Annotated in this window: 25 protein-coding genes; 11 read left to right on the top strand and 14 right to left on the bottom strand. The window is 73.6% G+C overall.

From position 1 onward, the window contains the following. Positions 1–9 precede the first annotated feature (9 nt). Both ACFIF2_RS29310 and ACFIF2_RS29305 read left to right on the top strand, forming a co-directional pair. Positions 10–915, top strand: coding sequence for a S1 family peptidase (locus ACFIF2_RS29310; protein WP_395576254.1), 906 nt, complete (start codon positions 10–12; stop codon positions 913–915). A 439-nt stretch (positions 916–1,354) separates the two neighbouring features. Beyond that, positions 1,355–2,437 carry a S1 family peptidase gene (locus ACFIF2_RS29305; RefSeq protein ID WP_395576253.1) on the top strand — a complete coding sequence of 361 codons (1,083 nt, stop codon included), beginning with the start codon at positions 1,355–1,357 and terminating at the stop codon, positions 2,435–2,437. 115 nt (positions 2,438–2,552) lie between these two features. Here ACFIF2_RS29305 and ACFIF2_RS29300 read toward each other — a convergent pair whose 3' ends face one another. Beyond that, positions 2,553–3,611 (bottom strand): DUF3533 domain-containing protein, encoded by a 1,059-nt coding sequence (locus ACFIF2_RS29300; protein ID WP_395576252.1) that lies wholly within the window; start codon positions 3,609–3,611, stop codon positions 2,553–2,555. A 153-nt stretch (positions 3,612–3,764) separates the two neighbouring features. Between ACFIF2_RS29300 and ACFIF2_RS29295 the strand changes: the two genes are divergently transcribed. Together ACFIF2_RS29295 and ACFIF2_RS29290 are read left to right on the top strand one after the other, a co-directional pair. Then, positions 3,765–7,313: a DNA polymerase III subunit alpha gene (locus ACFIF2_RS29295; protein WP_395576251.1), complete on the top strand. Its 3,549-nt coding sequence runs from the start codon at positions 3,765–3,767 to the stop codon at positions 7,311–7,313. After that, entirely contained in the window at positions 7,310–8,278 is a 969-nt protein-coding gene (locus ACFIF2_RS29290) for a DNA polymerase thumb domain-containing protein (protein ID WP_395576250.1), read from the top strand. Before ACFIF2_RS29295 ends, ACFIF2_RS29290 begins: the two co-directional genes overlap by 4 nt. A 12-nt stretch (positions 8,279–8,290) precedes the next feature. Here ACFIF2_RS29290 and ACFIF2_RS29285 read toward each other — a convergent pair whose 3' ends face one another. After that, positions 8,291–8,665 carry a cupin domain-containing protein gene (locus ACFIF2_RS29285; protein ID WP_395576249.1) on the bottom strand — a complete coding sequence of 125 codons (375 nt, stop codon included), beginning with the start codon at positions 8,663–8,665 and terminating at the stop codon, positions 8,291–8,293. 99 nt (positions 8,666–8,764) lie between these two features. Here ACFIF2_RS29285 and ACFIF2_RS29280 point away from each other — a divergent pair, with 99 nt between their 5' ends. Then, the gene (locus tag ACFIF2_RS29280; protein WP_395576248.1) at positions 8,765–9,211 is read left to right on the top strand and encodes a MarR family winged helix-turn-helix transcriptional regulator; all 447 of its coding nucleotides are present in this window, start codon (positions 8,765–8,767) and stop codon (positions 9,209–9,211) included. 71 nt (positions 9,212–9,282) lie between these two features. On the opposite strand, the gene ACFIF2_RS29275 is transcribed toward ACFIF2_RS29280, so the two are convergent. Continuing rightward, positions 9,283–10,359, bottom strand: a complete 1,077-nt coding sequence (locus ACFIF2_RS29275) for a lytic polysaccharide monooxygenase (RefSeq protein WP_395576247.1) — start codon at positions 10,357–10,359, stop codon at positions 9,283–9,285. Positions 10,360–10,536: 177 nt separating this feature from the next. Here ACFIF2_RS29275 and ACFIF2_RS29270 point away from each other — a divergent pair, with 177 nt between their 5' ends. Then, a complete protein-coding gene (locus tag ACFIF2_RS29270) occupies positions 10,537–11,085 on the top strand; it encodes a GNAT family N-acetyltransferase (RefSeq protein WP_395576246.1) in 549 nt (182 codons plus the stop codon). Positions 11,086–11,110: 25 nt separating this feature from the next. On the opposite strand, the gene ACFIF2_RS29265 is transcribed toward ACFIF2_RS29270, so the two are convergent. The 3 genes from ACFIF2_RS29265 to ACFIF2_RS29255 all read right to left on the bottom strand — a co-directional run bounded on the left by ACFIF2_RS29265 (position 11,111) and on the right by ACFIF2_RS29255 (position 12,862). Continuing rightward, positions 11,111–11,245 (bottom strand): hypothetical protein, encoded by a 135-nt coding sequence (locus tag ACFIF2_RS29265; protein ID WP_261698719.1) that lies wholly within the window; start codon positions 11,243–11,245, stop codon positions 11,111–11,113. 206 nt (positions 11,246–11,451) lie between these two features. Continuing rightward, entirely contained in the window at positions 11,452–11,952 is a 501-nt protein-coding gene (locus ACFIF2_RS29260; protein ID WP_395576245.1) for a DUF402 domain-containing protein, read from the bottom strand. Then, positions 11,933–12,862: a GNAT family N-acetyltransferase gene (locus ACFIF2_RS29255; protein ID WP_395576244.1), complete on the bottom strand. Its 930-nt coding sequence runs from the start codon at positions 12,860–12,862 to the stop codon at positions 11,933–11,935. Before ACFIF2_RS29255 ends, ACFIF2_RS29260 begins: the two co-directional genes overlap by 20 nt. 71 nt (positions 12,863–12,933) lie before the next feature. Between ACFIF2_RS29255 and ACFIF2_RS29250 the strand changes: the two genes are divergently transcribed. After that, entirely contained in the window at positions 12,934–13,299 is a 366-nt protein-coding gene (locus ACFIF2_RS29250; protein ID WP_395576243.1) for a GntR family transcriptional regulator, read from the top strand. Positions 13,300–13,385: 86 nt separating this feature from the next. On the opposite strand, the gene ACFIF2_RS29245 is transcribed toward ACFIF2_RS29250, so the two are convergent. From ACFIF2_RS29245 to ACFIF2_RS29225, 5 genes are all read right to left on the bottom strand, one after another. Continuing rightward, positions 13,386–14,138, bottom strand: coding sequence for a DUF72 domain-containing protein (locus ACFIF2_RS29245; RefSeq protein WP_395576242.1), 753 nt, complete (start codon positions 14,136–14,138; stop codon positions 13,386–13,388). A gap of 20 nt (positions 14,139–14,158) precedes the next feature. Beyond that, complete coding sequence (locus tag ACFIF2_RS29240) at positions 14,159–15,253, bottom strand: DUF5925 domain-containing protein (protein ID WP_395576241.1); 1,095 nt, start codon at positions 15,251–15,253, stop codon at positions 14,159–14,161. Positions 15,254–15,407: 154 nt separating this feature from the next. After that, complete coding sequence (locus ACFIF2_RS29235) at positions 15,408–16,232, bottom strand: polysaccharide deacetylase family protein (RefSeq protein WP_395576240.1); 825 nt, start codon at positions 16,230–16,232, stop codon at positions 15,408–15,410. Further along, the gene (locus ACFIF2_RS29230; RefSeq protein ID WP_395576239.1) at positions 16,225–17,226 is read right to left on the bottom strand and encodes a glycosyltransferase family 2 protein; all 1,002 of its coding nucleotides are present in this window, start codon (positions 17,224–17,226) and stop codon (positions 16,225–16,227) included. Before ACFIF2_RS29230 ends, ACFIF2_RS29235 begins: the two co-directional genes overlap by 8 nt. Next, positions 17,223–18,107: a glycosyltransferase family 2 protein gene (locus ACFIF2_RS29225; RefSeq protein WP_395576238.1), complete on the bottom strand. Its 885-nt coding sequence runs from the start codon at positions 18,105–18,107 to the stop codon at positions 17,223–17,225. The genes ACFIF2_RS29230 and ACFIF2_RS29225 overlap by 4 nt, the downstream gene beginning before the upstream one ends. Before the next feature lie 627 nt (positions 18,108–18,734). Between ACFIF2_RS29225 and ACFIF2_RS29220 the strand changes: the two genes are divergently transcribed. Next, entirely contained in the window at positions 18,735–19,541 is an 807-nt protein-coding gene (locus ACFIF2_RS29220) for an SGNH/GDSL hydrolase family protein (protein ID WP_395576237.1), read from the top strand. On the opposite strand, the gene ACFIF2_RS29215 is transcribed toward ACFIF2_RS29220, so the two are convergent. Next, the gene (locus tag ACFIF2_RS29215) at positions 19,511–21,181 is read right to left on the bottom strand and encodes a serine/threonine-protein kinase (RefSeq protein WP_395576236.1); all 1,671 of its coding nucleotides are present in this window, start codon (positions 21,179–21,181) and stop codon (positions 19,511–19,513) included. The genes ACFIF2_RS29220 and ACFIF2_RS29215 overlap by 31 nt on opposite strands. Before the next feature lie 284 nt (positions 21,182–21,465). On the opposite strand from ACFIF2_RS29215, the gene ACFIF2_RS29210 reads away from it, so the two are divergent. The 3 genes from ACFIF2_RS29210 to ACFIF2_RS29200 all read left to right on the top strand — a co-directional run bounded on the left by ACFIF2_RS29210 (position 21,466) and on the right by ACFIF2_RS29200 (position 23,232). Next, a complete protein-coding gene (locus ACFIF2_RS29210) occupies positions 21,466–22,008 on the top strand; it encodes a sigma-70 family RNA polymerase sigma factor (protein ID WP_395576235.1) in 543 nt (180 codons plus the stop codon). Next, positions 22,005–22,847, top strand: coding sequence for an anti-sigma factor domain-containing protein (locus ACFIF2_RS29205; RefSeq protein WP_395576234.1), 843 nt, complete (start codon positions 22,005–22,007; stop codon positions 22,845–22,847). Before ACFIF2_RS29210 ends, ACFIF2_RS29205 begins: the two co-directional genes overlap by 4 nt. 115 nt (positions 22,848–22,962) lie before the next feature. Further along, the gene (locus ACFIF2_RS29200) at positions 22,963–23,232 is read left to right on the top strand and encodes a hypothetical protein (RefSeq protein ID WP_395576233.1); all 270 of its coding nucleotides are present in this window, start codon (positions 22,963–22,965) and stop codon (positions 23,230–23,232) included. A 259-nt stretch (positions 23,233–23,491) separates the two neighbouring features. On the opposite strand, the gene ACFIF2_RS29195 is transcribed toward ACFIF2_RS29200, so the two are convergent. Next, on the bottom strand, positions 23,492–24,286 hold the full coding sequence (locus tag ACFIF2_RS29195) for an ABC transporter permease (RefSeq protein WP_395576232.1): 795 nt from the start codon (positions 24,284–24,286) through the stop codon (positions 23,492–23,494). Beyond that, complete coding sequence (locus ACFIF2_RS29190; protein ID WP_395576231.1) at positions 24,283–25,230, bottom strand: ATP-binding cassette domain-containing protein; 948 nt, start codon at positions 25,228–25,230, stop codon at positions 24,283–24,285. Before ACFIF2_RS29190 ends, ACFIF2_RS29195 begins: the two co-directional genes overlap by 4 nt. Between the last annotated feature and the right edge of the window lie 49 nt (positions 25,231–25,279).

Genomic DNA, 25,279 nt, shown 5'->3' with positions numbered 1-25,279 from the left:
GAACGAAAAGTGAGGATCAAGCGCACCACCCCCCGCAGCGGCATCACGAGACGGACCCGGCTGATCGCCGTGTCCTCCGGCCTCGTGGCCGCGGCAGCGATCGCGATCCCCAGCGCGAACGCGTCCGAGACCCCCGCCGCCTTCAGCGCCGCCGAACTCAGCAGCGCCAGCGGCGCGGTCCTCGAGGCCGACGTCCCGGGCACCGCCTGGGCCGTCGACAGCAAGACCGGGCAGGTGCTGGTCACGATCGACAGCACGGTCTCCCAGGCCGAGATCGCGAAGATCAAGAAGGAGGCCGGCGACAAGGCCGGCGCCCTCAAGATCGAGCGCACCCCCGGCACGTTCAACAAGCTCATCCAGGGCGGCGACGCCATCTACGCCAGCAGCTGGCGCTGCTCCCTCGGCTTCAACGTCCGCAACAGCAGCGGAGCCGAGTACTTCCTGACCGCCGGTCACTGCACCGACGGCGCCGGCACCTGGTACTCCAACTCCGGGCGCACCTCGGTCATCGGCTCGACGGCCGGCTCCAGCTTCCCGGGCAACGACTACGGCATCGTCCGGTACTCGGGCTCCGTCAGCCGTCCCGGTACGGCGAACGGCGTGGACATCACCCGCGCGGCCACCCCGAGCGTGGGCACCACCGTCATCCGCGACGGCTCCACGACCGGTACCCACAGCGGGCGGGTCACCGCCCTGAACGCCACCGTCAACTACGGCGGCGGCGACGTCGTCTCCGGCCTGATCCAGACCACGGTCTGCGCCGAACCGGGCGACTCCGGCGGTCCGCTCTACGGCAGCAACGGCACCGCGTACGGTCTGACCTCCGGCGGCAGCGGCAACTGCTCCTCCGGCGGGACGACGTTCTTCCAGCCCGTCACGGAGGCTCTGAGCGCCTACGGCGTCAGCGTCTACTGAGTCAGGCCGTCAGTCCGTCCGCTAGTCCGCTAGTCCGTACGGACAGACCGTCCCACAGCGCGGCCGGCAGCGAGGCGAGCCCCCGTACACCGAGTGGTGTGCGGGGGCTCTGCGCTGCCCGGCCGGGACGCCGCCACCGCGTGTAGACGCACATGCGGAGGGCGGAGACAAGGGCGATTTCAGGACCGGGCCGGGACCGTGCGGCCGGTCGCCGGTTACTGGCTCGTAGCGTTTGCTGGAGCGTCCCCTTCGCGAATCCTGCTGGAAGGGACATGAAAGGTGAAGGTCGTGTGACCGCGCTGGAGTTGTCGTGCGCACGTCCTGAAGTCGACCTTGTGTGCCCCCTGTGCGTTCGGAAGAGTTGGCGCTCGTCAACCAGCCTTCCGGCCCGTGAGGTCCCCACAATCTCCCGGGCCGACCCCCCACAGGAGGACGTGAGTTGAAGCACCGACGCATACCCAGGCGGCGGGCCGCCGTGGTCGGCGCGGGTATCACCGCGCTGGTCGCCGCGGGAGTCACCTTCCAGAGTGCGAACGCCAGCGAGGCCCCGCAGCCCTCCGAGCCGCGGACCCTGTCGGTCACCGCGGCCGGAAAGCTCGCCTCCGCGCTCCTCGGCGACCTCGGCACCGACGCGGCGGGCACGTACTACGACGCACAGGCCAAGAGCCTCGTGGTCAACGTGCTCGACGAGACCGCCGCGCGGACCGTCGAGGAGGCCGGCGCCGAGGCGAGAGTCGTCGAGAACTCGCTCGCCGAGCTGAGGAGCGCGCGCACCACCCTCGCCGAGGACGCCACCATCCCGGGCACCTCCTGGGCGACCGACCCGACCACCAACAAGGTCGTCGTCACCGCCGACCGCACGGTCTCGAAGGCCGAGTGGGCCAAGCTGGCCGAGGTGGTCGACGGGCTGGGCGCCAAGGCCGAACTCAAGCGGACCCAGGGCGAGTACAAGCCCTTCGTCGCGGGCGGCGACGCCATCACCGGGAACGGCGGGCGCTGCTCCCTCGGCTTCAACGTGACCAAGGGCGGGGCGCCGTACTTCCTCACCGCCGGCCACTGCACCGAGGGCATCACGAGCTGGTCGGACTCCTCCGGGACCGTGATCGGCGAGAACGAGGCGTCCAGCTTCCCCGACGACGACTACGGCCTGGTCAAGTACACCGCCGAGGTGGACCACCCGAGCGAGGTCAACCTCTACGACGGCTCCTCGCAGGCCATCTCGGGCGCCGCGGACGCCACCGTCGGCATGCGGGTGACCCGCAGCGGGTCCACCACCCAGGTGCACTCCGGCACGGTCACCGGCCTGGACGCCACCGTGAACTACGGCAACGGCGACATCGTCAACGGCCTGATCCAGACCGACGTCTGCGCCGAGCCCGGCGACAGCGGCGGCTCGCTCTTCTCGGGCGACAAGGCCGTCGGCCTCACCTCCGGCGGCAGCGGCGACTGCACCTCGGGCGGCGAGACCTTCTTCCAGCCGGTGACGGAGGCCCTGTCGGCCACCGGCACGCAGATCGGCTGAGCGGCACCCGCACCTGTGAAGTAGCTCTGAGGTACCGCTGAAGAACCCCTTCTGAGGTACCGCCGAAGTCCCGTCCCGCGCGTGAGGGGCGGGACTTCCGCGTGCCCGCGGCGGTTCACCCCGCCTGTGTGGGCAGCTCCGCCTCCTGCCGTGCGCGGCGCAGCGCGGCCGCCACCAGCGTGATCACCGTGCCCGCGACCGCCCACGCCCACAGCACCAGCAGGGAGACGGTCGTGTCGTTGCCCTTGAAGTAGGCGATCGAACGGGCCGCCCAGGTGCCCGCGCCCGGCGGGAGCCACGGGCCGATCTCCCTCCAGAACGGCGGCAGCATCGGCAGCGGGAAGGCGCCGCCCGCGCTCGGGTTGCCCGCGATCACCACCAGCAGGATCGCCAGCCCGATGCCGACGATCCCGAAGACGCCCTGAAGGGCGAGCGTGGCGGCGCCCACCGCGAAGGTGATCAGCGCGCCGAGCCCCCACAGGTCCACCACGCTGCCGGGCAGCGCGCCGAGGACCGGGCCGATGATCACCGCGCCGCCCAGTCCGCCGACGATCGACACCAGCGCCATCACGATCAGCCGGATCGCCGCGCGGCGCGGATTGGCCGGCCGGGCGCCGGTGCTGATCGCCAGGATCGAGGCGCACAGGTAGCCGCCGACGCACCAGCCCACGACGACATAGAAGGACGACAGTCCGTCGAAGTCCCGGGCCGAGGCCGGGGCCGCGTCGACGGTCCGCACCGTGCGGCCCTCGGTCCGCTCCACCTCGGCGACCAGCCTCTCCAGGGTGGTGGCGAGCGCGGTGCCGCCGCCGGAGGCGACCAGCAGGGTGTCGGTGCGGCCGGAGGGGGCGAGGACCAGGGCACCGTCGATCTCCCGGTTCTCGATCTGTTTGCGGGCGCTCTCCGCGTCGGCCACCGCGCGCGGGTCCAGCGGTGACCCGGGCAGCCGCTCCAGAGCGCTCACCGTCCGCTCGGCGGCCGCCGGGGGCGCGACCACGCCGAAGGGCACGTCCTTCGGCCTGGGATCGTGCAGCGCTCCCACGTAGGAGGCGATGAACAGCAGCTGGAGCGCGAGCACGCCGAGCACGAGCAGGGTGGCCCGCGGGGTGACGGCGTCCTTCACCTCGCCGAGGAAGGAGCCGCTGCGACGGTCGGTGACCGGGGTGTGCGACATGTCCCCACGGTCCGGGTCGAAGGGTGTTTGCGCAGGTGGGACGGGGCCGAACGGATGTCGTACACACTTTCGAAAATTGGTCTATGGTGGGGGTGAGGTAGTTGGGAACAGACGTTCGATAAGGCGTCGGGTTCATGGGATCGGGAGGTGTGCGTGCCGGGTTTCACGCATCTGCACACCGTCTCCGGGTTCTCCGCCCGCTACGGCGCCTCCCACCCTGAGCGGCTGGCCGAGCGTGCCGCCGAACGGGGCATGGACGCCCTCGCCCTCACCGACCGCGACACCCTCGCGGGCACGGTCCGCTTCGCCAAGGCCTGCGCGACGGCGGGCGTCCGCCCGCTGTTCGGCGCGGAGCTGGCGGTGGCCGCCCCCGAGCCGGAGACCGGGCGCACGGAGACCTCCGTACGCCGGGACCGGCGCCGTACCCCCGTGCGCGGCGGTGCCTTCATCGACGAATCGGCCCCGCGGGTGACCTTCCTCGCCCGGGACGGCGCCCGCGGCTGGGCCGGCCTGTGCCGCCTGGTGTCCGCCGCCCACACCGCGCCGGACTCGCCCCTGCTGTCCTGGCCCGACAACCACGCCGACGGCCTGACCGTCCTGCTCGGCCCCGAATCCGACGTCGGCCGCGCCCTCGCCGCCGGCCGCCCCGACCGCGCGGCGCGGCTCCTCGCCCCCTGGCGGGAGGTCTACGGCGACGCCCTGCGGCTGGAGGCCGTCTGGCACGGCCGCGAGGGGACCGGCCCCGGCTCCCTGCGCCTGGCCGCCCGCACCGTCGGCTTCGCCGCCGACCAGGGGGTGCGGCCGGTGCTCTCCAACGCCGTCCGCTACGCCGACCCCGGCCAGGGCCAGGTCGCCGACGTCCTGGACGCCGCCCGGCGCCTGGTCCCGATCGGCGCCACCGAGGAACTGGACTCCGGCGAGGCCTGGCTCAAAGACCCGGACGCCATGCGGCACGCCGCCGAGCGGATCGTCGAGGCCGCCGGATTCCGCCGGGACACCGCCCACCGCCTGCTGGAGCAGACCCGGGCGACGGCCGCCGAGTGCCTGGTCGACCCCGACGACGACCTCGGCATGGGCGCCGTCCACTTCCCCGAACCGCACCTCGTGGGCGCGGGCCGCCGCACCGCCCAGCGGGCGCTCGCCTCCCGGGCGGCGGCGGGCATGGTGCGGCGCGGCTACGACCGGCGGCCGGACCACCGGGAGTACTGGGAGCGGATGCACCACGAGCTGGACATCATCGCCCACCACGGCTTCGCCTCGTACTTCCTCACCGTCGCCCAGGTCGTGGACGACGTGCGGGACATGGGCATCCGGGTCGCCGCGCGCGGCTCCGGCGCGGGCTCGCTCGTCAACCACCTGCTCGGCATCGCGCACGCCGACCCGGTCGAGCACGGGCTGCTGATGGAGCGGTTCCTGTCCAAGGAGCGGGTCGTGCTGCCCGACATCGACATCGACGTGGAGTCCGCCCGCCGCCTGGAGGTCTACCGCGCGATCATCGGCCGGTTCGGCACCGAGCGGGTGGCCGCGGTCGCCATGCCGGAGACGTACCGGGTGCGCCACGCCATCCGCGACGTGGGCGCCGCCCTGTCCATGGACTCGGCCGAGATCGACCGCGTCGCCAAGTCCTTCCCGCACATCCGCGCCCGCGACGCCCGCGCGGCGCTGGAGGAGCTGCCCGAGCTGAGGGAACTGGCGGGGGAGAAGGAGAAGTACGGGAAGCTGTGGGAGCTGGTCGAGGGCCTGGACGCCCTCCCGCGCGGTGTCGCCATGCACCCCTGCGGCGTGCTGCTCTCCGACGCCTCCCTGCTCTCCCGTACGCCGGTCATGCCGACCAGCGGCGAGGGCTTCCCGATGGCGCAGTTCGACAAGGACGACGTGGAGGACCTCGGGCTGCTCAAGCTGGACGTGCTCGGCGTGCGGATGCAGTCGGCGATGGCGCACGCGGTCGCCGAGGTGGAGCGGGCGACGGGGGAGCGGGTCGACCTGGACGCCGTACCGGAGGGCGACCCGGCGACGTACCGGATGATCCGGTCCGCCGAGACGCTGGGCTGCTTCCAGATCGAGTCGCCGGGTCAGCGGGACCTGGTCGGCAGGCTCCAGCCGTCGACCTTCCACGACCTCGTCGTCGACATCTCGCTCTTCCGGCCCGGCCCGGTCGCCGCCGACATGGTGCGGCCGTTCATCGAGGCCCGGCACGGGCGGGCGCCGGTGCGCTATCCGCACGAGGACCTGGCGGAGCCGCTGGAGGGGACGTACGGGGTCGTCGTCTTCCACGAGCAGGTCATCGACATCGTGGCCATCATGACCGGCTGCGGGCGCGGCGAGGCGGACCGGGTGCGGCGCGGGCTGTCCGACCCTCAGTCGCAGGGGCGGATCAAGGTGTGGTTCGCCCAGCACGCGACGGCGAACGGGTACGACGCGGAGACGATCCAGCGGACCTGGGAGATCGTCGAGGCGTTCGGCAGCTACGGCTTCTGCAAGGCGCACGCCGTCGCCTTCGCCGTGCCGACCTACCAGTCGGCGTGGCTGAAGGCCCATCACCCGGCCGCCTTCTACGCCGGGTTGCTCACCCACGACCCCGGCATGTACCCCAAGCGGCTGTTGCTGGCGGACGCGCGGCGGCGCGGGGTGCCGATCCTGCCGTTGGACGTGAACAAGTCCGGGGTCGCACACAGGATCGAACTGGTGTCTGAATCACGGAAAGCGCGGTCACGGAAGCCCGACGCGTGGGGCCTGCGCCTCGCCCTCTCCGACGTGCACGGCATCAGCGAGGCCGAGGCGGAACGGATCGCCGAGGGGCAGCCGTACGCCTCCCTGCTCGACTTCTGGGAACGGGCCCGCCCCAGCAGGCCGCTGGCCGGGCGGCTCGCCCGGGTTGGCGCGCTGGACGCGTTCGGCGCCAACCGCCGCGACCTGCAACTGCACCTGACCGAACTGCACCGCGGCGCCCGGGCCGGACGCGGCGACCAGCTCCCGCTGTCCGGCGGACGGAAGACCGCGTCCGCCGGACTGCCCGACCTCACCTCGGCGGAGAAGCTCAGCGCCGAACTGGGCGTGCTCTCCATGGACGCCTCGCGCAACCTCATGGACGACCACCGCGCCTTCCTGGACGAGCTGGGCGTGGTGTCGGCCAAGCGGCTGCGCGAGGTCCGGCACGGGGAGACGGTGCTGGTCGCGGGCGCCAAGGCGGCCACCCAGACACCGCCGGTCCGCTCCGGCCGCCGGGTCATCTTCTCCACCCTCGACGACGGCACCGGCCTGGTCGACCTCGCCTTCTTCGACGACTCCCACGACGCCTGCGCCCACACCGTCTTCCACTCCTGGCTGCTGCTGGTGCGCGGGGTGGTGCAGCGGCGCGGCCCGCGCAGTCTCAGCGTGGTCGGCTCCGCCGCCTGGAACCTCGCCGACCTGCTGGAGGTACGCCGGGAGGAGGGCCTTGAGGGCGTCGCGGCCCGGCTGGCCGGGGCGGGCGGAGACCAGGGCGACGACCCCGAGGGCGGATCGGCGCGCCGCCGCCTCGCCGGTTCGGACGGACGGCCCGCGCCGGCCGGTTCCGCGGCCCAGGACCCGATGGAACGGCAGCGGAGGATCCGCATGTCCACCGGGTACGAGATGCACCCCTGGGCCGATCTGCGCCCCGCGGGCGAAGGGCCCGCGGTGGGAAGGAAGTTGTGGCACCAGAGTCCGGGGAGTGCGGGATGACGATCCTCTGCGTACGTTTCCAACTGCCGCCCATGTACGAGGCGGCCCTGCCCCAGCTCCTCGGGCTGTTGGAGGAGTTCACGCCGGTCGTCGAGGCGCTGCCGCCCGACGGCGCGCTGGCCGACCTGCGCGGCGCCGAGCGGTACTTCGGGCGCGACGCCGTGGAACTGGCCTCGGTGATCCGGGTCCGCGCCCTCGCGCTGTACGGCGTGGACTGCGTGATCGGCGCCGGACCCGGCCCGATGCTGGCCCGCATGGCCCTGCGGGACGCCCGGCCTGGACTGACCCGCGCGGTGCCCGGCGGCGAGGAGCGGGACTTCCTCGCGGGCAAGCCCGTCGCCGCGCTGCCCGGCGTCGGCACCGCGACCGCCCGCACCCTGTGCGAGTACGGCCTCGACACCCTCGGCCGGGTCGCCGCCGCGCCCCTGTCCACCCTCCAGCGGCTGGTCGGCGCGAGGACCGGCCGCGAGCTGCACGAGAAGGCGAACGGCGTCGACCGCGGCCGGGTCGTCCCCAACGGCGTCTCACGGTCCCTGGCCGCCGACCGCCCCTTCGACCGCGACGAACTCGACCCCGACCGCCACCGCCGCGCCCTGCTCTCGGCCGCCGAGGAACTGGGCGCCCGGCTGCGCGCCGTGGACAAGGTCTGCCGCACCCTGACCCTCACCGTGCGCTACGCCGACCGCTCGGCCACCACTCGCAGCCGCACCCTCAAGGAGCCGACCGCGCACTCGGCGGCCCTGACGCGGGCCGCGTACGACATGTACGAGGCGCTCGGCCTCCAGCGCGCCCGGGTCCGCTCGATCGCCCTGCGCGCCGAGGGCCTCGCCCCCGCCGAGCAGGCCTCCCACCAGCTCACCTTCGATCCCGTGGACGAGAAGGTCCGCCGGATCGAGGAGGTCGCGGACCGCGCGCGGGCGAAGTTCGGACCGAGGGCGGTGATGCCGGGGTCGCTGGCGGCGTGAGCCCCCCGCGGGTCAGTTGGCCCACGGGGGAGTGATCCGCGTGCCGTCGGCCAGCCGGGCCGTGAGGCCGACGGAGGTGGTGACCCAGGACGTCGCGGTCCGGTCGGCGGGATTCTCGACGGCGAGGGTCGCGCCCGCGTTGACGATCACCGTGTCGCCCGCGGTGACGTGCTCGGTGCGGCCGTCGAGGGTGATCAGCAACTCCCCGGTGAGCAGATGGAAGATCTCCTCCCGGTCGACGGTGTGCGCGGGGGCCCTGGTGCCCGCCGGAATCTCGCTCCGCCAGGCGCACAGCTCCTTGCCGCCGGTACGGGGGCCGGCGTACGAGACGAAGCGGGCGCCGTGGATCTCGTGGGTCACGGCTTCGGACGAGCGGACGATGGGCATGGCTGCCTCCCGGTAGGGATGGTCAAGTGGCTTGACTATATTCTCCGAGCTCATGGTCAAGCTGCTTGACCAATTCGTCAAGGGTGTTTCAATGCCCTCGTGCAGAACTCCGACGCCATGGCCCTGACCGCCGCCCTGCTGGCCGCGGCCGGTGGGCTCACGCAGCGCATCCACGAAGGGGTCGTCGCCCGTGGCTTCGAGGGGGTGCGGCCCGCGCACGGTTTCGCGTTCGCCCGGCTGGCTCCGGACGGGGCGACGGTCACCGACCTCGCCGGGCACCTCGGGATGACCAAGCAGGCCGCCAGTCAGCTCGTCGACGAACTGGTCCGCAAGGGGTACGCCGAACGGCGGCCGCACCCCGCCGACGCGCGTGCCCGGCTGGTCGTGCTGACCGAGGCGGGACGGGCCTGCACGCGGGCCGCGGAGGAGGCGGCGGCGGAGGCCGTGGGCGCGTGGGCCGAGGTGCTCGGCGAGGGTGGGGTCGGGGAGTTGCGGGACCGTCTGCTGCGTATCGCGCCGGGTGGGCCGGTCAGGCCCGCCTGGTGAGGCGCCCCGGCAGGCGCGGGGTCTGTCCGGCCTGAGCCGCCGGACAGACCCCGCGTTCCCCCGTGCTCCGGTCAGCCGCTGTGCCGGCCGCCGGTGGCCCGTCGGCGGACCGACGCGAAGAGGACGGCCGCGCCGAGGGCCAGGGCGGCGGCGCCGCCGACGGCGATGTACGGCGTGGTGCTGTCCCCGCCGGTCTCGGCGAGGTTCTCGGTGCCCGCGCCGGCGGCCTTGACCTGGTTGGGCTCACCGGCGGCCTCGGCGGCCGTGCCGGGCGCCCCGTCCGGGGTGGTGGCCGGGTCCGCCGGGTCCGCCGTCGTCGCGGCGTCCTGGTCGCCGTGGCCGTGGTGCTCGATCGTCGACTTGTCGGCCGCGGCCTCGATCTGCTCCTCGGACGGGGCGGAGGCCTCGGGGGCCGGCGCGGTGCCCGCGGTGTCGTCGGCCGCGGTGTCGCCGCTCGCAGTGTCGTCGCTCGCCGTGTCGCCGCTCGGGTTCGCGGCCGAGGTGCCGCCGAAGGACACGTCGGAGCAGGAGTAGAACGCCTCCGGACTGTCCGAGCGCTGCCACACCGCGTACAGCAGGTGCTTGCCGGAGCGCTCGGGCAGGGAGCCGGAGAAGGTGTAGAAGCCGCCCGAGGCGGCCGGGTCGGTGACCGTCGCCACCGGGGCGGACAGGTCCAGGTCGCCCCAGCCCAGCGGCTTGGACGGGTCGTAGCCGGGCTTGGTGATGTACACCTTGAAGGTGCCCTTGTGCGGGGCCGTCACGCGGTACTTGAAGGTGTACGAGCCGCTGCTCACGCTGGTCGCGGGCCAGTCGGCGCGGGCCAGGTCCATGCCCTTGAAGGCCGGGTCGTTGGCGCTGCACAGCTTGCCGTCCGGGATCAGCTCCTGGTGCTGCCCGGCGGCGTTGCCGATGCGGATGCCGTTCCAGTCGTAGAGGGCCTGCGTGCCGCCGGCCGCGACCGCCGCCTTGCACGCGTCGGACTTCGGGTTCTCGGGTCCCTCGGCGTGACACTGCGAGACCCGGCTGACCGGGTCGCCCATCGAACCGTGCGCGGAGGCGGGGGCGGCGGCCAGCGTGGTCAGGGCGAGCGGGGCGAGGCCGGCGACGGCGACGGCGGCCGCCCTGCGGGACACGGACGGTGCGGGCATGGGAACTCCTCGAAACGGTCACTGGGGACATGGGCGGTTGGGCCGGAACCCGTGGGGTCGATCAGCAAGCTAGCCCCGAGAAACCGTGAAATCGCCTGCTGGAGGCGGGTGATGGAGATCCTTATGGTCGCGTTAAGGGAGTGCTCAGGCTGTGCTGAGGTAGCTAACGTTCGCGGCATGGCACACCAGCGAGAAGAGCCGGTCCGGCAGGCGGTCGCCGCCGACGTACCGGCCGTGAAGGCCGTCACCGACGCCGCCTACCACCCCTACATCGAGCGCATCGGGGTGGTGCCCCAGCCGATGGAGGCGGACCACGCGGCGAACGTGGCGGAGGGGAAGGTGTTCGTCACGGGAGTCACGGGAGTCACGGAAGCCACGGAGGTCACGGAAGTCACAGGAGGCACGGGAGCCCCGGGAGCCCCGGAATCCCCGGACGGGACCGGCGCGGGCGTCGTCGGCGTCCTGGTCCTGGAGGCGCGCGCGGACCACCTCTTCCTCGACAGCGTCGCCGTCCACCCCGACGCGCGCGGCAGGGGCGTGGGGGGACGGCTGCTGCGGTTCGCGGACGCCCGCGCGCGGGCGCTGGGCCTGCCCGAGGTCAGGCTCTACACGAACGCCATGATGTGGGAGAACCAGGAGATCTACCCGAGGTACGGGTACGAGGTCGTGGAGCGGCGGGTGGACGGGCCCTACGACCGCGTCCACTACCGCAAGCAGCTGCTCTGAGGCGTCTCATGCCGTGACCGCCCGGTCAGCTGTCCGGCCACCAGGTGCGCGCGATGTCCTCGCGGACCTCCGGGCGCCCCGAGGGACGCTCGTCGACCTCCTCGCGGACTCGGCGGGCGTCGGTCTTCTTCAGGGGCTTCTGCACGGTCAGACGGCGCATGGCTGCCTCCTTACGGATCCACCGGGTTCCGCGTTCTCACGGAGGTAGACCCTTTCCCCGAGACTCACTCATCGATGCATGGCTGTCAGTGGCGGTTGTCACGTTCCGGGTCCCGATCCCGTTGTCAGCGGCGGCTGTCACCCTGGGTGCATGGACAACTGCGGTGACCGGACGAGCGCGTTGCGTAGCGAGAAGCCTGAGGGCGCCTATGCCAGCAGGTCCGCGAAGCCGTCCCCGCGGGCCAGCCGCTCCAGGCCGTCCAGCGCGGTCAGAGCGGCGGCAGCGGCCTCGGGATCGCGTTCCGCCAGGCCGCTCGCGGCGAACTCGTCCTCGTCGAGCCGCCGTACGTCCGTGCCGTCCGCGGAGCACCACAGGTCCAGGTCGAGATCCTCCACCACCAGTTCCGCGCCGGTGCGCACGGCGGGGCGGGTGATGTCGCAGTACCAGCCCTTGAGCACGCCTGTACCGGATCTGACCTCCTTCACGGCGTACCACCGGTCGCGCCAGTAGTACTCGGTGAAGACGTCGCCCGCCTCGAAGCGCACGAAACCGAAGTCACGGACGCCGGCACCGGCCCAGGGGGCGCGGACGGCGATGCGGGTGCCGTCGTCGTGCAGCAGCTCGCCCGCGTACCGGATCTTCGTACGGCCCGCCTTGACCAGGACCACGTCCAGCCCGGCCGGCGTCTCAGCCGAGTTCGCGGACATACCGCACCTCCGTTGCGCAGACCTCGTACCCGAGCCACTTGTTGACGGCGAGCATGGGGCCGTTGTCGGTGTCGTTGCCCGTGTACGCCCGCGTGTATCCGGCGGCGCGGGCCCGGCGCAGGGAGTCGGTCTTGGTGAGCTTGGCGAGCCCTCGCCCGCGGTGCGAGCGGACGGTGCCGGTCATCGCGGTGGAGTACCGGGTGCCGCCGTCGGTGTAGGCGACGCTGAAGGCGACGGGGCGGCCGTCGGCGACCGCGACCGTGGTCAGTTCGCGGTCGAGCAGCGGGTGCCGCCAGGTCTGGGCGAGCCATGCCTCGTAGTCGGTGAACTCGATGTCGACGTCGCTCGGTTCGTCCGCCAGCGTCTCCGCGTCCAGCTCGAACATCGGGCGGGGATCGTCCGCGAAGTCGGCGGCGGTGCGCAGTTCGACGCCCTCGGGGAGGGGCGGCGGGGACGGCAGCGCGCTGTTCGCCAGGTCGAGGCGGAGGAAGTGCGCGGAGCGCCGCCGCGCGTAGCCGTGCCGCTCGGCGAAGGCCAGGTTGGCGGGCTCGTCCAGCACCCAGGCGAACAGCTTGGTCGCCCCCTCGCCGGCGAGGTACTCCTCGGCCGTGCGTACCAGCAGCCCGCCGGCCCCGCGCCGGACCCGGTCCGGGTGGACGTAGACGTTGAGGTAGGCCTGGCCGGGCTCCGGGCTGTCGTGGACCAGCCCGATCTGGGCCGTGCCGACCGTCTCCCCGTCCTCCTCGGCGACGAGGGACCGGCTCCGGGCGTCCGGGTGGGTGTGGGCGAGGTGATGGACGACGGCCTCGGGCGTCCACAGGATGAACGGCAGGGCGAGGTGGCGGACATGGGCGAAGGCCGCGACGTCGGCCGCGTCGTCGGGGCGCAGGTCGCGCACGAGAACGGTCATGTGGGCGCACGCTACGGCGGGTGACCGGTCGGATGCCTCTCATTTTCCCGGGGATACGGGACAATCGCCGGGTGACCTTGAAGATCCACATCGACGACGGCGCCCCGCCCTACGAGCAGGTGCGCGCGCAGATCTCCGAACAGGCGCGGTCGGGGGTCCTGCCGGTCGGGTACCGGCTGCCGACCGTGCGCGGACTGGCCGAGTCCCTGGGGCTCGCCGCGAACACGGTCGCCAAGGCGTACCGGGCGCTGGAGACGGACGGGGTGATCGAGACGCGGGGGCGCAAGGGGACGTTCGTCGCCGCCGCGGGCTCCGCGGCGGAGCGGGAGGTGGCCGCCGCGGCCCAGGGGTATGCCGAGCGGGCTCGGCGGCTGGGGGTGACGGAAGGGGAGGCGTTGGGGGCCGTGCGGGATGCCCTGCGGGCGGCTTATGGGTGAGCGCCGTTCGGCTCGGGGTCGTTCGGCTCGGGGTCGTTCGCCGGCCGTGGGCTCGCTGTGGCTTGTCGCGCAGTTCCCGCGCCCCTTCAGGGCGTGCGGGTGACCGTCGGTCCCGACGCGCGGGCCAGTTCGGCGAACAACGCCGCGTCCGTCACCGCTGCCGCGTTCGGGTCGTTGTTGAAGTAGGTGTAGACGTCGCTCGTGTCCGGCCAGGTCGTGGTGATGCGGTCGATCCAGGTGGTCAGGGAGCGGCGGCCGTAGTGCGGCCACGGCGCGGCCCGGCCCTGGTGGAAGCGGACGTAGCCCCAGTCGGCGGTGCGCCACAGGGGGGTGACCGGGCGGGCCCGGACGTCCGCCCAGCACAGCGCCGCACCCCGCGACGTGAGTACGTCCCGCACCTCGGGCGTCCACCAGGAGGCGTGCCGGGGTTCGACCGCGACCCGCGTGCCGGGCGGGAAGCAGGAGAGGCAGGCGTCCAGGAGGCCCGCGTCCGCCCGCAGCGTCGGCGGCAGTTGCAGCAGGACCGGGCCGAGACGGTCGCCCAGGCCCGCGGCGTGCGTCATGAGGCGGTCCACCGGCTCCCCGGGGTCCCGCAGGCGCTTGATGTGGGTGAGGTAGCGGCTCGCCTTGACCGCGACCACGAAGTCCGCCGGCACCCGCTCGCGCCACGTCTCGAAGGTCTCCCGCGTCGGCAGCCGGTAGAACGCGTTGTTGATCTCGACCGTCGCGAAGCAGGACGCGTACCGCTCCAGCCACAGCCGGACGGGCAGGCCGGGCGGGTACAGGACCTCCCGCCAGTCCCGGTACTGCCATCCCGACGTGCCGACGAACAGGGTCATACCCCCATCAAAGCACCGGGTTACAGGTACAGCCCGGCCTCCGCGCCGTCCCGGGGCTCCGGCAGGGCGGTCGGCGAGGTGCCGCGGCGCAGTGCGTACAGCTCCGCCAGGGTGGCGCCCTCGCGGCCCACGCCCTCCTCGGTGCCCAGCCAGTTCACCGCCTCCCGGCGGGTCAGCGGGCCCACCTCGATGCGGGCCAGGCAGCGGCCGGGGCGGACGACGGCGGGGTGGAGGCGTTCCAGGTCCTCGTTGGTCGTGACGCCGACCAGCACGTTGCGGCCCTGGCCGAGCAGCCCGTCGGTGAGGTTCAGCAGCCGCGAGAGCGCCTGGCCGGCGGTGTGCTTGGCCTCGCCGCGGATCAGCTCGTCGCAGTCCTCCAGCAACAGCAGCCGCCAGCGGCCCTTGCCCGCCGCGTCCTCCTCGCCGATGGCGATGTCTATCAGGTAGCCGACGTCGGAGAAGAGCCGCTCGGGGTCCAGGACGCAGTCCACCTGGCACCAGTCCCGCCACGAGCGGGCGAGGGTGCGCAGCGCCGACGTCTTGCCGGTGCCGGGCGGCCCGTGCAGGAGCAGCAGGCGGCCCGCGATGTCCTCGGGCGTCGTCTTCATCAGGCCGTCCATCGCGTCCGCGACCGGCGCCGTGTAGTTGGCCCGGACCTCGTCCCAGGTGCCGGCGGAGATCTGCCGGGTGGTGCGGTGCGGGCCGCGGCGCGGGGAGACGTACCAGAAGCCCATCGTGACGTTCTCCGGCTGCGGCTCCGGCTCGTCGGCCGCGCCGTCCGTCGCGTCGGCCAGCACCTTCTCGGCGAGGTCGGCGCTGGTCGCGGTCACGGTGACGTCGGCGCCCCGGTTCCAGCGCGAGATCAGCAGCGTCCAGCCGTCGCCCTCCGCGAGCGTGGCGCTGCGGTCGTCGTCGCGGGCGATCCGCAGCACGCGCGCGCCGGGCGGCAGCAGCGTCGCCGCGGAGCGCACGCGGTCGATGTTGGCCGCGTGCGCGAAGGGCTGCTCACCCGTCGCGAAACGACCGAGGAACAGCGCGTCGACGACGTCGGCGGGGGAGTCGTTGTCGTCGACGTTGAGCCGGATCGGCAGGGCGTCGTGCGGGTTCACGGACATGCGGCCATGATCCGCCACCCGGCTGCCGCGTGCACCCGGTTTCCCGGGCACACGCGGCTTCCGGGCCGCCCCGGGCGCACGCGCCCTCCGGGCCGTACCGGGCGCACGCGGCTCCCGGAGACCCCCGGGCGCGTGGCGGTCGGCGGTCGGCGGTTCAGGCGCCGGCCCCCGGCAGCCGCCCCCGGACCTGCCGTGCCCGGCGGAGCACGGCGTACCCCTTGGTGAGGAGCCGGTCCCGCGCGAAGGCGCGGCCGATCGCGCGGCCCTCGACGAGCCGGGCGAACTCCTCGAGCCCCGTGGCGCGGCGCACGGTGACCCGCCGCAGCGCGTACGGCCCCTGGGCGCGGCGCGCCAGGCCGTTGCCGACGGCGAGCGCCTGCGCGTACCCCGTCTCACGCACCGCCCGCCGCACCCGGCGGTCGGAGTACCCGTACGGGTAGGCGAACGAGGCCGGTACGGTGCCCAGTTGGTCGGCGACGATCTCCTTGCCGTGGATCAGCTCGAACCGCAGCCGCTCCTCGTCCAGTTGGTCGAGCTGCGGATGGGTGTGGCTGTGCCCGCCGATCTCCACGCCGGCCGCGGCCAGTGCGCGGACCTGGTCCCAGTCGAGCATGGTGTCCAGGGCGCCGCCCGTGTCGTACGGGCCGCGCAGCCAGCCGGTCGTGACGAACAGGGTGGCCGGGAAGCCGTGCTCGGCCAGGGCGGGCAGGGCGTGCCGGTGCACGCCCTCGTAGCCGTCGTCGAAGGTGATGAGGACGGGCCGCCTCGGCAGCGGGCGTCCCGAGCGCCAGGCGGCGGCCAGTTCGGCCGTGCCGATCGGCGTGGCGCCCCGGTCGGCGATCACCGCCATCTGCGCGGCGAACGCCTCCGGGGGCACCGACAGGGCACGGGTCGCGTCGTTCGGTTCGGCCGCGACCGCGTGGTACATGAGGACCGGCACGCGCGCGTCGTCCCCCTCGCGCCCGGCGACCTCAGCCATGCGCGCCCCCCTCGACGGGCGCCACGGTGAACGTGGCCCCGCCCCGCCGCGCCCGTACGCTCCCCACCACGTAGCCGCCCGCCGCGGTGAGCACCCCGGCGACGATCGCGCCCGCCCGGCCCGCGCCCCCCGGCCGGGCCAGCACGGCGTCGCGCAGCCCCCGCGCCACCCCCGCCGGCAGGACCCGGGTGGCGTACCGGCGTTCGGACTCCAGGCCCTTGTCCGCGCCGACGCTGCGCGCGACCAGGGCCTTGGACAGGCCCTCGGCGTAGGCGCGGGTGCGGAAGTAGCCGAAGTGCTCGCGCGCCTCGGGCACCCGGTGGTGGATCACCGCGCGGTCGTCGATGAGCAGCACGGCGTCGGGCCGGGCGCGGGAGAGCCGGATGCACAGCTCGGTCTCCTCGCAGCCCAGCGGACGCCTGTCGCCGTCGCGTCCGATGCCGGTGGCGAAACCGCCCGCCGCGTCGAACGCCTCGCGCCGGAAGGAGGCGTTGCCGCCGAGCACGTTGCGCACCCGGACCCGGCCGGGCGGCAGGCCGCGGTACGTGCAGCCCACCACCCAGTCGAACTCCTCCGGGAACCAGACGGGCCGCCGCCCGGACGCCCAGATGGGCACCGTGCGCCCGCCGACGGCGATCACCGCCGGGTCGGCGTACCCCTCGGCGAAGTGCCGCAGCCAGTCGCGTTCGGCCACGGCGTCGTCGTCGAGGAAGGCGATCACCTCGCCGCGCGAGGCGGCGATGCCGGTGTTGCGGCCGGCGGACAGGCCGCGGGGGCCCGCGTTGGCGAGCACCCGCACGTCCGCCCGCTCCTCGTACTCCTTCAGCAGCCGTTCCCGCAGCGCCTCGTTGTGGTCGACGACCAGCAGCGTCTCGCGGGCCGGGTGGGACTGCTCCCGCACCGAGGAGACCGCCGCGAGGATGTCCTCCCAGCGGTCCTCGGTGTAGACGCAGATCACCACGGAGACGGTGAGGGAGGCGTCGGGACCGCTCAAGACGCCTTCCTCCGGACCGGGACGACCGGGACGGCCGGGACGACCGGGGCGACAGAGGCGGCCGATCCGGCCGATCCGTCCGAGGCGAGCGTCGGCGCGTGCGTACGGCTGCGCAGCGCACGCCGGTTGGAGCGCTCCTCGAGGATCACTCTGAGCACCCGCAGCCCGTCCCGTACGGCGCGCAGGTTGCTGACGCCGTGGATGCGCAGGTACTCGTGGCTGGGGATCTCCTGGACCTTCAGACCGGCCTTGACGACCCGGATGTTCATCAGCGTCTCCACCTCGAAGCCGGTGCAGTCGAGGTCGATCTTGTCCAGGCAGTGCCGCCAGAAGGCGTTGTAGCCGTAGCACAGGTCGGTGTAGCGGGCGCCGAACTTCCGGTTGACCACCGCGCACAGGGCGCGGTTGCCGAGCTTGCGGATGAAGGTCATGTCGTCGGTCCCGCCGCCGTTGGCGAAGCGGGAGCCCTTGGCGAAGTCGGCGCCGGAGACCAGCGCGGAGACGTACGACACGATCTCCTGGCCGTCGGCCGAGCCGTCGGCGTCTACCATCACGATGATGTCGCCGGTGCACGCCTCGAAGCCGGTGATCAGCGCGTCCCCCTTGCCCTTGCCGCGCTGCTCGACGACCTTGACGTCCGGCCACAGCGCCCGGGCGACCTCCACGGTGTCGTCGGTGGAGTTGCCGTCCACGAGGACGACCTCGTGGATCCAGTCGGGCAGCGTCTTGAAGACGTAGGGAAGGTTCTCCGCCTCGTTCATGGCGGGTATCACCACGCTCACCGGCGGCGCTATCGCCAGGTGCGAGGAGACGGGCCGGTACTTCTCGGCGGGCGTCGTGTCATCGTCGTCGGTGGTGGCGGGCTGCAGAACTGAGCTCATGAGTCTGGTCCCTCTCGTCCGGCGGACCGCCCGCCCCAGGGGCGGTCCGGCTCTGTGTCCGGTTCGAAAGGGGGGTTCCTCACCCACGGCACGACGGGACGGAACTCCGTGCGTGCCAGGTGAGCTGGCAAAGCCTGTCGGCGCCGGAAAGAAACGGCGACCGACCGCGCGGCGCGGCCCGGTCACCGATGTGGTCACCGAGCACGGCACCCCCCCTACCGCGCGTCCCGCCCCGGTCCGCCGCGGCCTCGAGCCCTCCCCTGAGCCGCTTGCCGACGTACCGATGCGGGAGATGTATGACGGTATTGACGTTTGAACCCGTATGGCAAGACCTGGATCCAGGTCTCACGTTTTTGTTGGTTTGCCGTCATCCGTTCTTCTTGAAGGGCGTTTCGTACGGAACAGGCCCCCCGGACCGTTCCGCTTTGCCCCCCGAAGCCCAAGATGCCGGTATGCCGGGCCTCAATGTGGCGCAGCGCTTCGGAGACCGTCAAGACGGCACTGGTGTTCCCGCCGGTTTCCGTCCGATTTTGAACGACCGTCAGCCAATTCTTGGCATGGACACTTCCTGTCAACACGCGTAGCTGCTACCACGGTTCGAGCAGAGATCCTGCTAAAGGAGGTTCCATGAGACGTTCCCGACTTGTCGGCTTCCTGAGTTCACTCCTCCTCGCCGCCGGCGCCGCCCTCACCGGGGCCGCGACCGCTCAGGCCGCCCAACCCGCCGCTGCCGGCGGCTACGTGGCGCTCGGCGACTCCTACTCCTCCGGCGTCGGAGCGGGCAGCTACATCAGCTCCAGCGGCGACTGCAAGCGCAGCACGAAGGCCCACCCCTACCTCTGGGCCGCCGCGAACTCACCCTCGACCTTCGACTTCACCGCTTGTGCCGGCGCGCGTACGGGTGATGTTCTCGCCGGACAGCTCGGCCCGCTCAGCTCCGCCACCGGCCTGGTCTCCATCAGCGTCGGCGGCAACGACGCCGGCTTCGGCGACGTCATGACGACCTGCGTCCTCCAGTCCGACAGCTCCTGCCTGTCGCGGATCGCCACCGCGAAGGCGTACGTCGACTCGACGCTGCCCGGCAACCTCGACAACGTCTACTCCGCGATCCGCAGCAAGGCCCCCAGCGCCCGGGTCGTCGTCATCGGCTACCCGCGCTTCTACCGGCTCGGCACCACGTGCCTCGGCCTCTCCGAGACCAAGCGGAAGGCGATCAACGACGCCTCCGACCACCTCAACACCGCGATCGCCAAGCGCGCCGCCGACCACGGCTTCACCTTCGGCGACGTACGTCCCACCTTCACCGGTCACGAGATCTGCTCCGGCAGCTCGTGGCTGCACAGCGTGAACTGGCTCAACATCGGCGACTCGTACCACCCGACCGCGGCCGGTCAGTCCGGCGGCTACCTGCCGGTCCTCAACGGCGCCGCCTGACCGGAAGCGGAAGGAGAGGGAGCAGAGGAGGAGGCCCCGCCGGTCGGGGTCTCCGTCTCCGTCTCCGTCGCTGTCTCCGTCACACAGGCCACGGAGAACGCCACCGCGTTCGACGTGGCCTCCACCGGAGTCCGCACCTCCACCCGGACGACACCCTCGAACGTGCCGCTGTCGTCCTTCGTCGTCACGACGACCGTGTCCCGCCGGGTGCGGTCGCCGTCCTCGGAGAAGGACAACGTCCGCCACCCCGGGTCGGAGACCGCGCCGTCCTCCGTGACCCAGCGGTAGCCGACCCGCGCCGGAAACCGCCCCACCGTGAACGTCGCCGTGAAGGCGGGCGCCGCGTCGTGCGGCGGGGGACAGGTGCCCGTGTACCGCGTGTGCGAGCCCGCCACGGACACCCTCACCGACTGCGCCGGCGCACTGCTCCGGGAGCCGTGACCGCCGGAGGAGACCGTCGGGTCCGGCTCCTCGCCCGACCCGGTCCGGCCGGGCGCGGCGGACGTCGTCCCCGGATCCGGGCCGCCGCCCGAACCCTCCGTACCGTCACCGCCGTCCGAGCGGTCCAGCAGCGTGTACGTCAGTCCGGCCAGCGCCAGCGCGAGTACGGCCAGCCCCGCGACCAGCACGGCCCGCGCCCGCCCGTCCCGGCCCCCGGACGCCCCGGACCCGGGCCGCGTCGCGCCCGTCGCCGGCGGTACGGGCATCGGCGGCGTCGGGGAGGCCCCAGGCTCCGCGGGCGCCGCGAGCGTCGGGGCGTACCCGCCGGCCGCCACCGCGCCCGCGCCCGGTGTGCCGTCCCGGGAGGGGACGCCCCCGGCGCCCACCAGCCGCAGCTCACGCTCGGCCCGCTCGGCCACGAGGCGCTCGGCCGGGTCCTTGCGCAGCAGGCCCTCGACGACGGGCGCGAGCGCGCCGGCCCGGTGCGGCGGCGGCAGCTCCTCGTCGACGATCGCCCGCAGGGTGCTCAGCGGAGTGTCCTGGCGGAAGGGCGAGGTGCCCTCGACCGCCGCGTACAGCAACACGCCCAGCGACCAGAGGTCCGACTCGGGACCGGGCGTGCGGCCCAGCGCCCGCTCCGGGGCGAGGAACTCCGGCGAGCCGATGACCTCGCCGGTCATGGTCAGCGCCGGGCTGCCCTCGACCCTGGCGATCCCGAAGTCGGTGAGCACCACCCGGCCGTCGTTCGACAGCAGCACGTTGGCCGGCTTCACGTCCCGGTGCAGCACCCCCGCCGCGTGCGCGGCCCGCAGCGCGGCCAGCACCTCGGCGCCGATCAGCGCCGCCCGCCGGGGTTCCAGCGGGCCCTCGGCCTCCAGCAGGTCGGCCAGCGACAGCCCGCGGACCAGCTCCATCACGATCCAGGGCCGGCCGCCGTCGGCGGCCACGTCGTACACCGTGACCACGTTGTGGTGGGCGACCCGGGCCGCGGCCCACGCCTCGCGCTCCAGCCGGGCGTACAACCGGCGCACGTCGGCCTCCGGCAGCCCGGCGGGCGCGCGCACCTCCTTGACGGCGACCTCGCGGTGCAGCAGCTCGTCGCGGGCGCGCCACACGGTGCCCATGCCGCCCTCGCCGAGAGGGGACAGAAGGCGGTAGCGGCCGGCGATCACGCGCTCACCGCCGGGTTCCTCGGACACCGGCGCCCCCTATGGCGTCTCGCGCGGACAGTCCTCGGGCACGGGCCCGTACGTCTCCCGCATGCCTCCCAAAAGTAGCCCAGCGGAGGGCGGATGCGGCCCCCCTGAACACCGATCCGCCCCCAGGGGGCCACCACCACGACCCCGGAGGATCCCGCGCCGATCCGTGTCCGGACGGCCCGCGTTTTCCGCCCGCCGATCCGTAATCCCTCCGGGGGCGTGCCGTCGCGCGTGCCCGGCGGTGGAGCGGACGGGCCGGGCACGGCTCGCGGAGAGGGGGAGCGGTGGAGGCGGACGAGCTGCTGGCGCTCGTGGCGGACGGCGACCAGACGGCCTTCGAGGAGCTGTACGGACTGGTCTCCGGCCCGGTGTTCGGACTCGTGCGGCGCGTGGTGCGCGACCCCGCCCAGTCGGAGGAGGTGGCGCAGGAGGTGCTGCTCGAACTGTGGTGCTGCGCCGCGCGGTTCGACCCGCGCCGGGGAAGCGCCCTGTCCTGGATCCTCACCGTCGCCCACCGCCGCGCCGTCGACCGGGTGCGCAGCGCCCGCGCGGCCGGCGAACGCGAGCGGCGCGAGGCCCGCCGGGGCCACCATCCCGCCTTCGACCAGGTGTCCGAGGAGGTCGAGGCGGGACTCGAACGCGAGTGGGTGCGCCGCTGCCTGGACCGCCTGACCGCCCTGCAACGCCAGTCGGTCACCCTCGCCTACTACGACGGCTACACCTACCGCGAGGTGGCCGAGCGCCTCTCCCTCCCGCTGGGCACGGTGAAGACCCGGATGCGGGACGGGCTCAGCCGCCTGCGCGACTGCCTCGGAGGTCTCGCATGAGCCTCCTCGGCCGGTTCCGGCGCCACGGCGACCGCCACTCGCTCGCCGCCCCCTACGCCCTGGACGCCCTCGAAGGCGCCGAACGGGTCCGCTTCGAACGGCACCTGGAGCGCTGCGGCCCCTGCGCCGCCGAGGTGCGGGCGCTGTCGGAGGACGCCGTCCGACTGGCCTGGTCCACGGCCGCGCCGGCCCCGGCCGCCCTGCGCGACCGCGTCCTGGCCGCCGTACGCGCCACCGCGCAGGAACCCGCGCCCGGAGGTGCGCCCGGACGTGCGCCCGGACGTGCGCCCGGGCCCGCGCGCGGGCTGCCGCCGCACGTGTGGGGCGTCCAGGCGCCGCACGCGCGCCCGCGCGCACCCCGGCCGCGCCCCCTGCTCGTCCCGTTCGCCACGGTGACGGCCGCGGCGGCGCTCGTGGTCGCCTCGCTCTTCGCCGCGCAGGCGCACCGCACCCGGGGCGAGCTGGACACCGCGAGGGACCGCTCACGTGAGATCGCCCACGTTCTGGCGGCATCGGACGCCCGTGCGGCGAGCGGCGAGGGTGACCGGGGCCGCCGTATCGGAGTGGTCGCCTCCGCGTCCGAGGGGCGCGCGGTGATCACCCTGAGCCGCCACCGCGAGCCGCCCGGCGACCGCGTGCACCAGTTGTGGCTCATGCGGCCCGGCGCCGCACCGCGCTCCCTCGGGCTCCTCGACGGCGACACGCCCCTGATCGCCTCCGGCCTGGACCGGACCGCCACGTCACTGGCGGTGACGGTCGAGCCCGGCGGGGGCTCGCTCCGGCCGACGAGCAGGCCGGTCGTTCAACTCACCCTGAAACTTGTTGGATTCGGAGAGTAATCGTCAACCTCCTTACGGGGAAGGTGAATCCTGTGACCGCGATACACGCATGCCGTACCGGGGCGATAGGGTTACCCTGCCCGGGCCGGGTGGACTCGTACGGGTGGGGAGTGACATGGATCAGATAACAGTGCGCAGCAGGGCAAGGGTCCCTGCGATCACCTGCGGCAGCAGCGCGACCAGCTCGCGTCTCGACCGGCATCTCGCGGTGCTCGGAGGGCCTGCCCTCCCGCAGCGCGAGACGGTGGAGGCGACGTCGCTGATGCGGGAGCTGACCGCGCGTGAGCCCGCGCACAAGCGCAGCAGCCGGGGCGTCAGGATGCGCGGGGTGTCGCTGTTCGCGCCACTGCGCCGACTGCGCCGCTCGCTGTTCGGCGGCAACTGAGGCCCGCGCTCCGGCGACCACACCGTCCCGGCGCGGCGCCGCGCACTCGTCCGTCGTCCCCACGGCACGCAGTGGCGCCCCGGTGTGTCCCCGAGCGCGGGTCATCCCCGCACCTCCGACTCCGTAACCCGTCTCGGGACGTCCGTCTCCGTAGTACGGCCGTCGCGCACCCGTCCGTCCCGCACGCCCCCGTGCGCGGTCGCACCGCCTCGTCCCGCCGTCGCCCCTCCCCGCCCGGCGGTGACGCCCCCCGGCCCGCTCAGCCCTCCCCGCGCGCGTAGCGGCGTACGGCGAGCGGGACGAACACCGCCAGCAGCACCGCGCACCAGGCCAGCGACCCGGCGACGGGATGCGCCACCGGCCAGGCGGCCCCGTCCGGGACGGGCGCGTTGCCGAAGAGGTCGCGCAGCGCCGTGGTCACCGCGCTGATCGGATTCCACTCGGCGACCGTGCGCAGCCAGCCCGGCAGTCCCTCCGTCGGGATGTACGCGTTGGACAGCAGCGGCAGGACGAAGGTCGCGCCGCCCAGTTGCCCGGCGATCTCCTCGTTGCGGGTGAGCAGCCCCAGGTGGACGCCGATCCACGTCGTCGTGAACCGGAACAGCAGCAGCAGCGCCACGGCCCCCGCCGCGCCGAGCGCGCCGCCCTCCACCCGCCAGCCCACCGCCAGCCCGACCAGCAGGAAGGGCACCAGCCCCGCGGCCGTGACGAGCAGGTCCGCGACCGCCTGCCCGAGCGGCACCGCCGCCCGGTGCACCGGCAGGGTCCGCAGGCGGTCCGTCACGCCCCGGTGCGTGTCCTGGGCGGCCTGGAACATGCCCGTCATCAGGCCGTTGGCGGCCGTCGCGACGAGCAGGCCCGGCACCAGGAAGGCGCGGTACTCCTCGCCCGGCATCGCCAGCGCGCTGCCGAAGACGTAGCCGAAGAACAGCAGCATCGTCACCGGCATGGTCTGGGTGAGGATCAGCAGCCCCGGGTTGTTCCGCAGCCGCCGGAGCTGCCGGCCCAGCATCGCGGTGCCGTCATGGGCCAGGTCGTGCGCCACGGTGCTCATGCCACCGGCTCCTTGTCGCCGCCGGTCAGGCGGAGGAAGACGTCGTCCAGGGTGGGCGGGCGCAGGCTCGCGTCCAGCAGGGGTACGCCCGCCGCGTCGAGTTCGCGCACCAGGCGGGGCAGGGTCAGGGTCGGATCGGTGGCGACCGCGCCGACGGCGCGCCGCTCGTGGTCGAGGGCCGGCTCCGCCCCGGTGAGCCGGTCGAGCACCGCAGCCGCCCGCCCCATCGCGTCGCCGTCCGCGACGACGGCCTCCGCGTACGCCCCCACCAGCGCCTTGAGTTCGCCCGGCGATCCCGTGTGCGCGACCCGGCCCCGGGCCACCACGGCGATGTCGTCGGCCAGGCGGTCGGCCTCCTCCAGGTACTGCGTGGTGAGCACCACGGTCGTGCCGTCCTCCTTCAGGGCGCGCACGGCGTCCCAGATCCGGTTGCGGCCGGCCGGGTCGAGCCCCGTCGTCGGTTCATCGAGGAACAGCACCTCGGGGCGCCTTACGAGGCTCGCGGCCAGATCGAGACGGCGCCGCATGCCGCCGGAGAGGGTGGACGCGGGACGGTCCGCGGCCTCGGCCAGTCCGAAGCGGTCGAGCAGTTCGTCGGCCCGCGCCGAGGCGTCCCGCAGCCGGTGCAGCCGGGCGAACAACCGCAGGTTCTGGCGTCCGGTGAGGTCCCCGTCGACCGACGCGTACTGCCCGGTGACGCCGATCTTCGTCCGGACGGCGGCGGCCTCGCGGACCAGGTCGTGCCCGGCGATCCGCGCGGACCCCGCGTCCGGCCGCAGCAGCGTGGTCAGCAGGCGCACCGCCGTGGTCTTGCCCGCGCCGTTCGGCCCGAGCAGTCCGCACACGGTGCCCTCCGCCACCGCCAGCTCCAGACCGCGCAGCGCGCGCACCTCGCCGAAGCGCTTCTCCAGCCCTTCACTAAGTACAGCGTACGTAGTAGTCATGGCCCGACCATAGCGCACTACGTACGCTGTACGTAACTAGGATGGTGGC

The sequence above is a fragment of the Streptomyces sp. BK79 genome, assembly GCF_044142145.1.
GTDB lineage: Bacteria > Actinomycetota > Actinomycetes > Streptomycetales > Streptomycetaceae > Streptomyces.
Note: the sequence above shows the minus strand (reverse complement) of the source record. Positions and strands in the feature narration are given on the sequence as shown.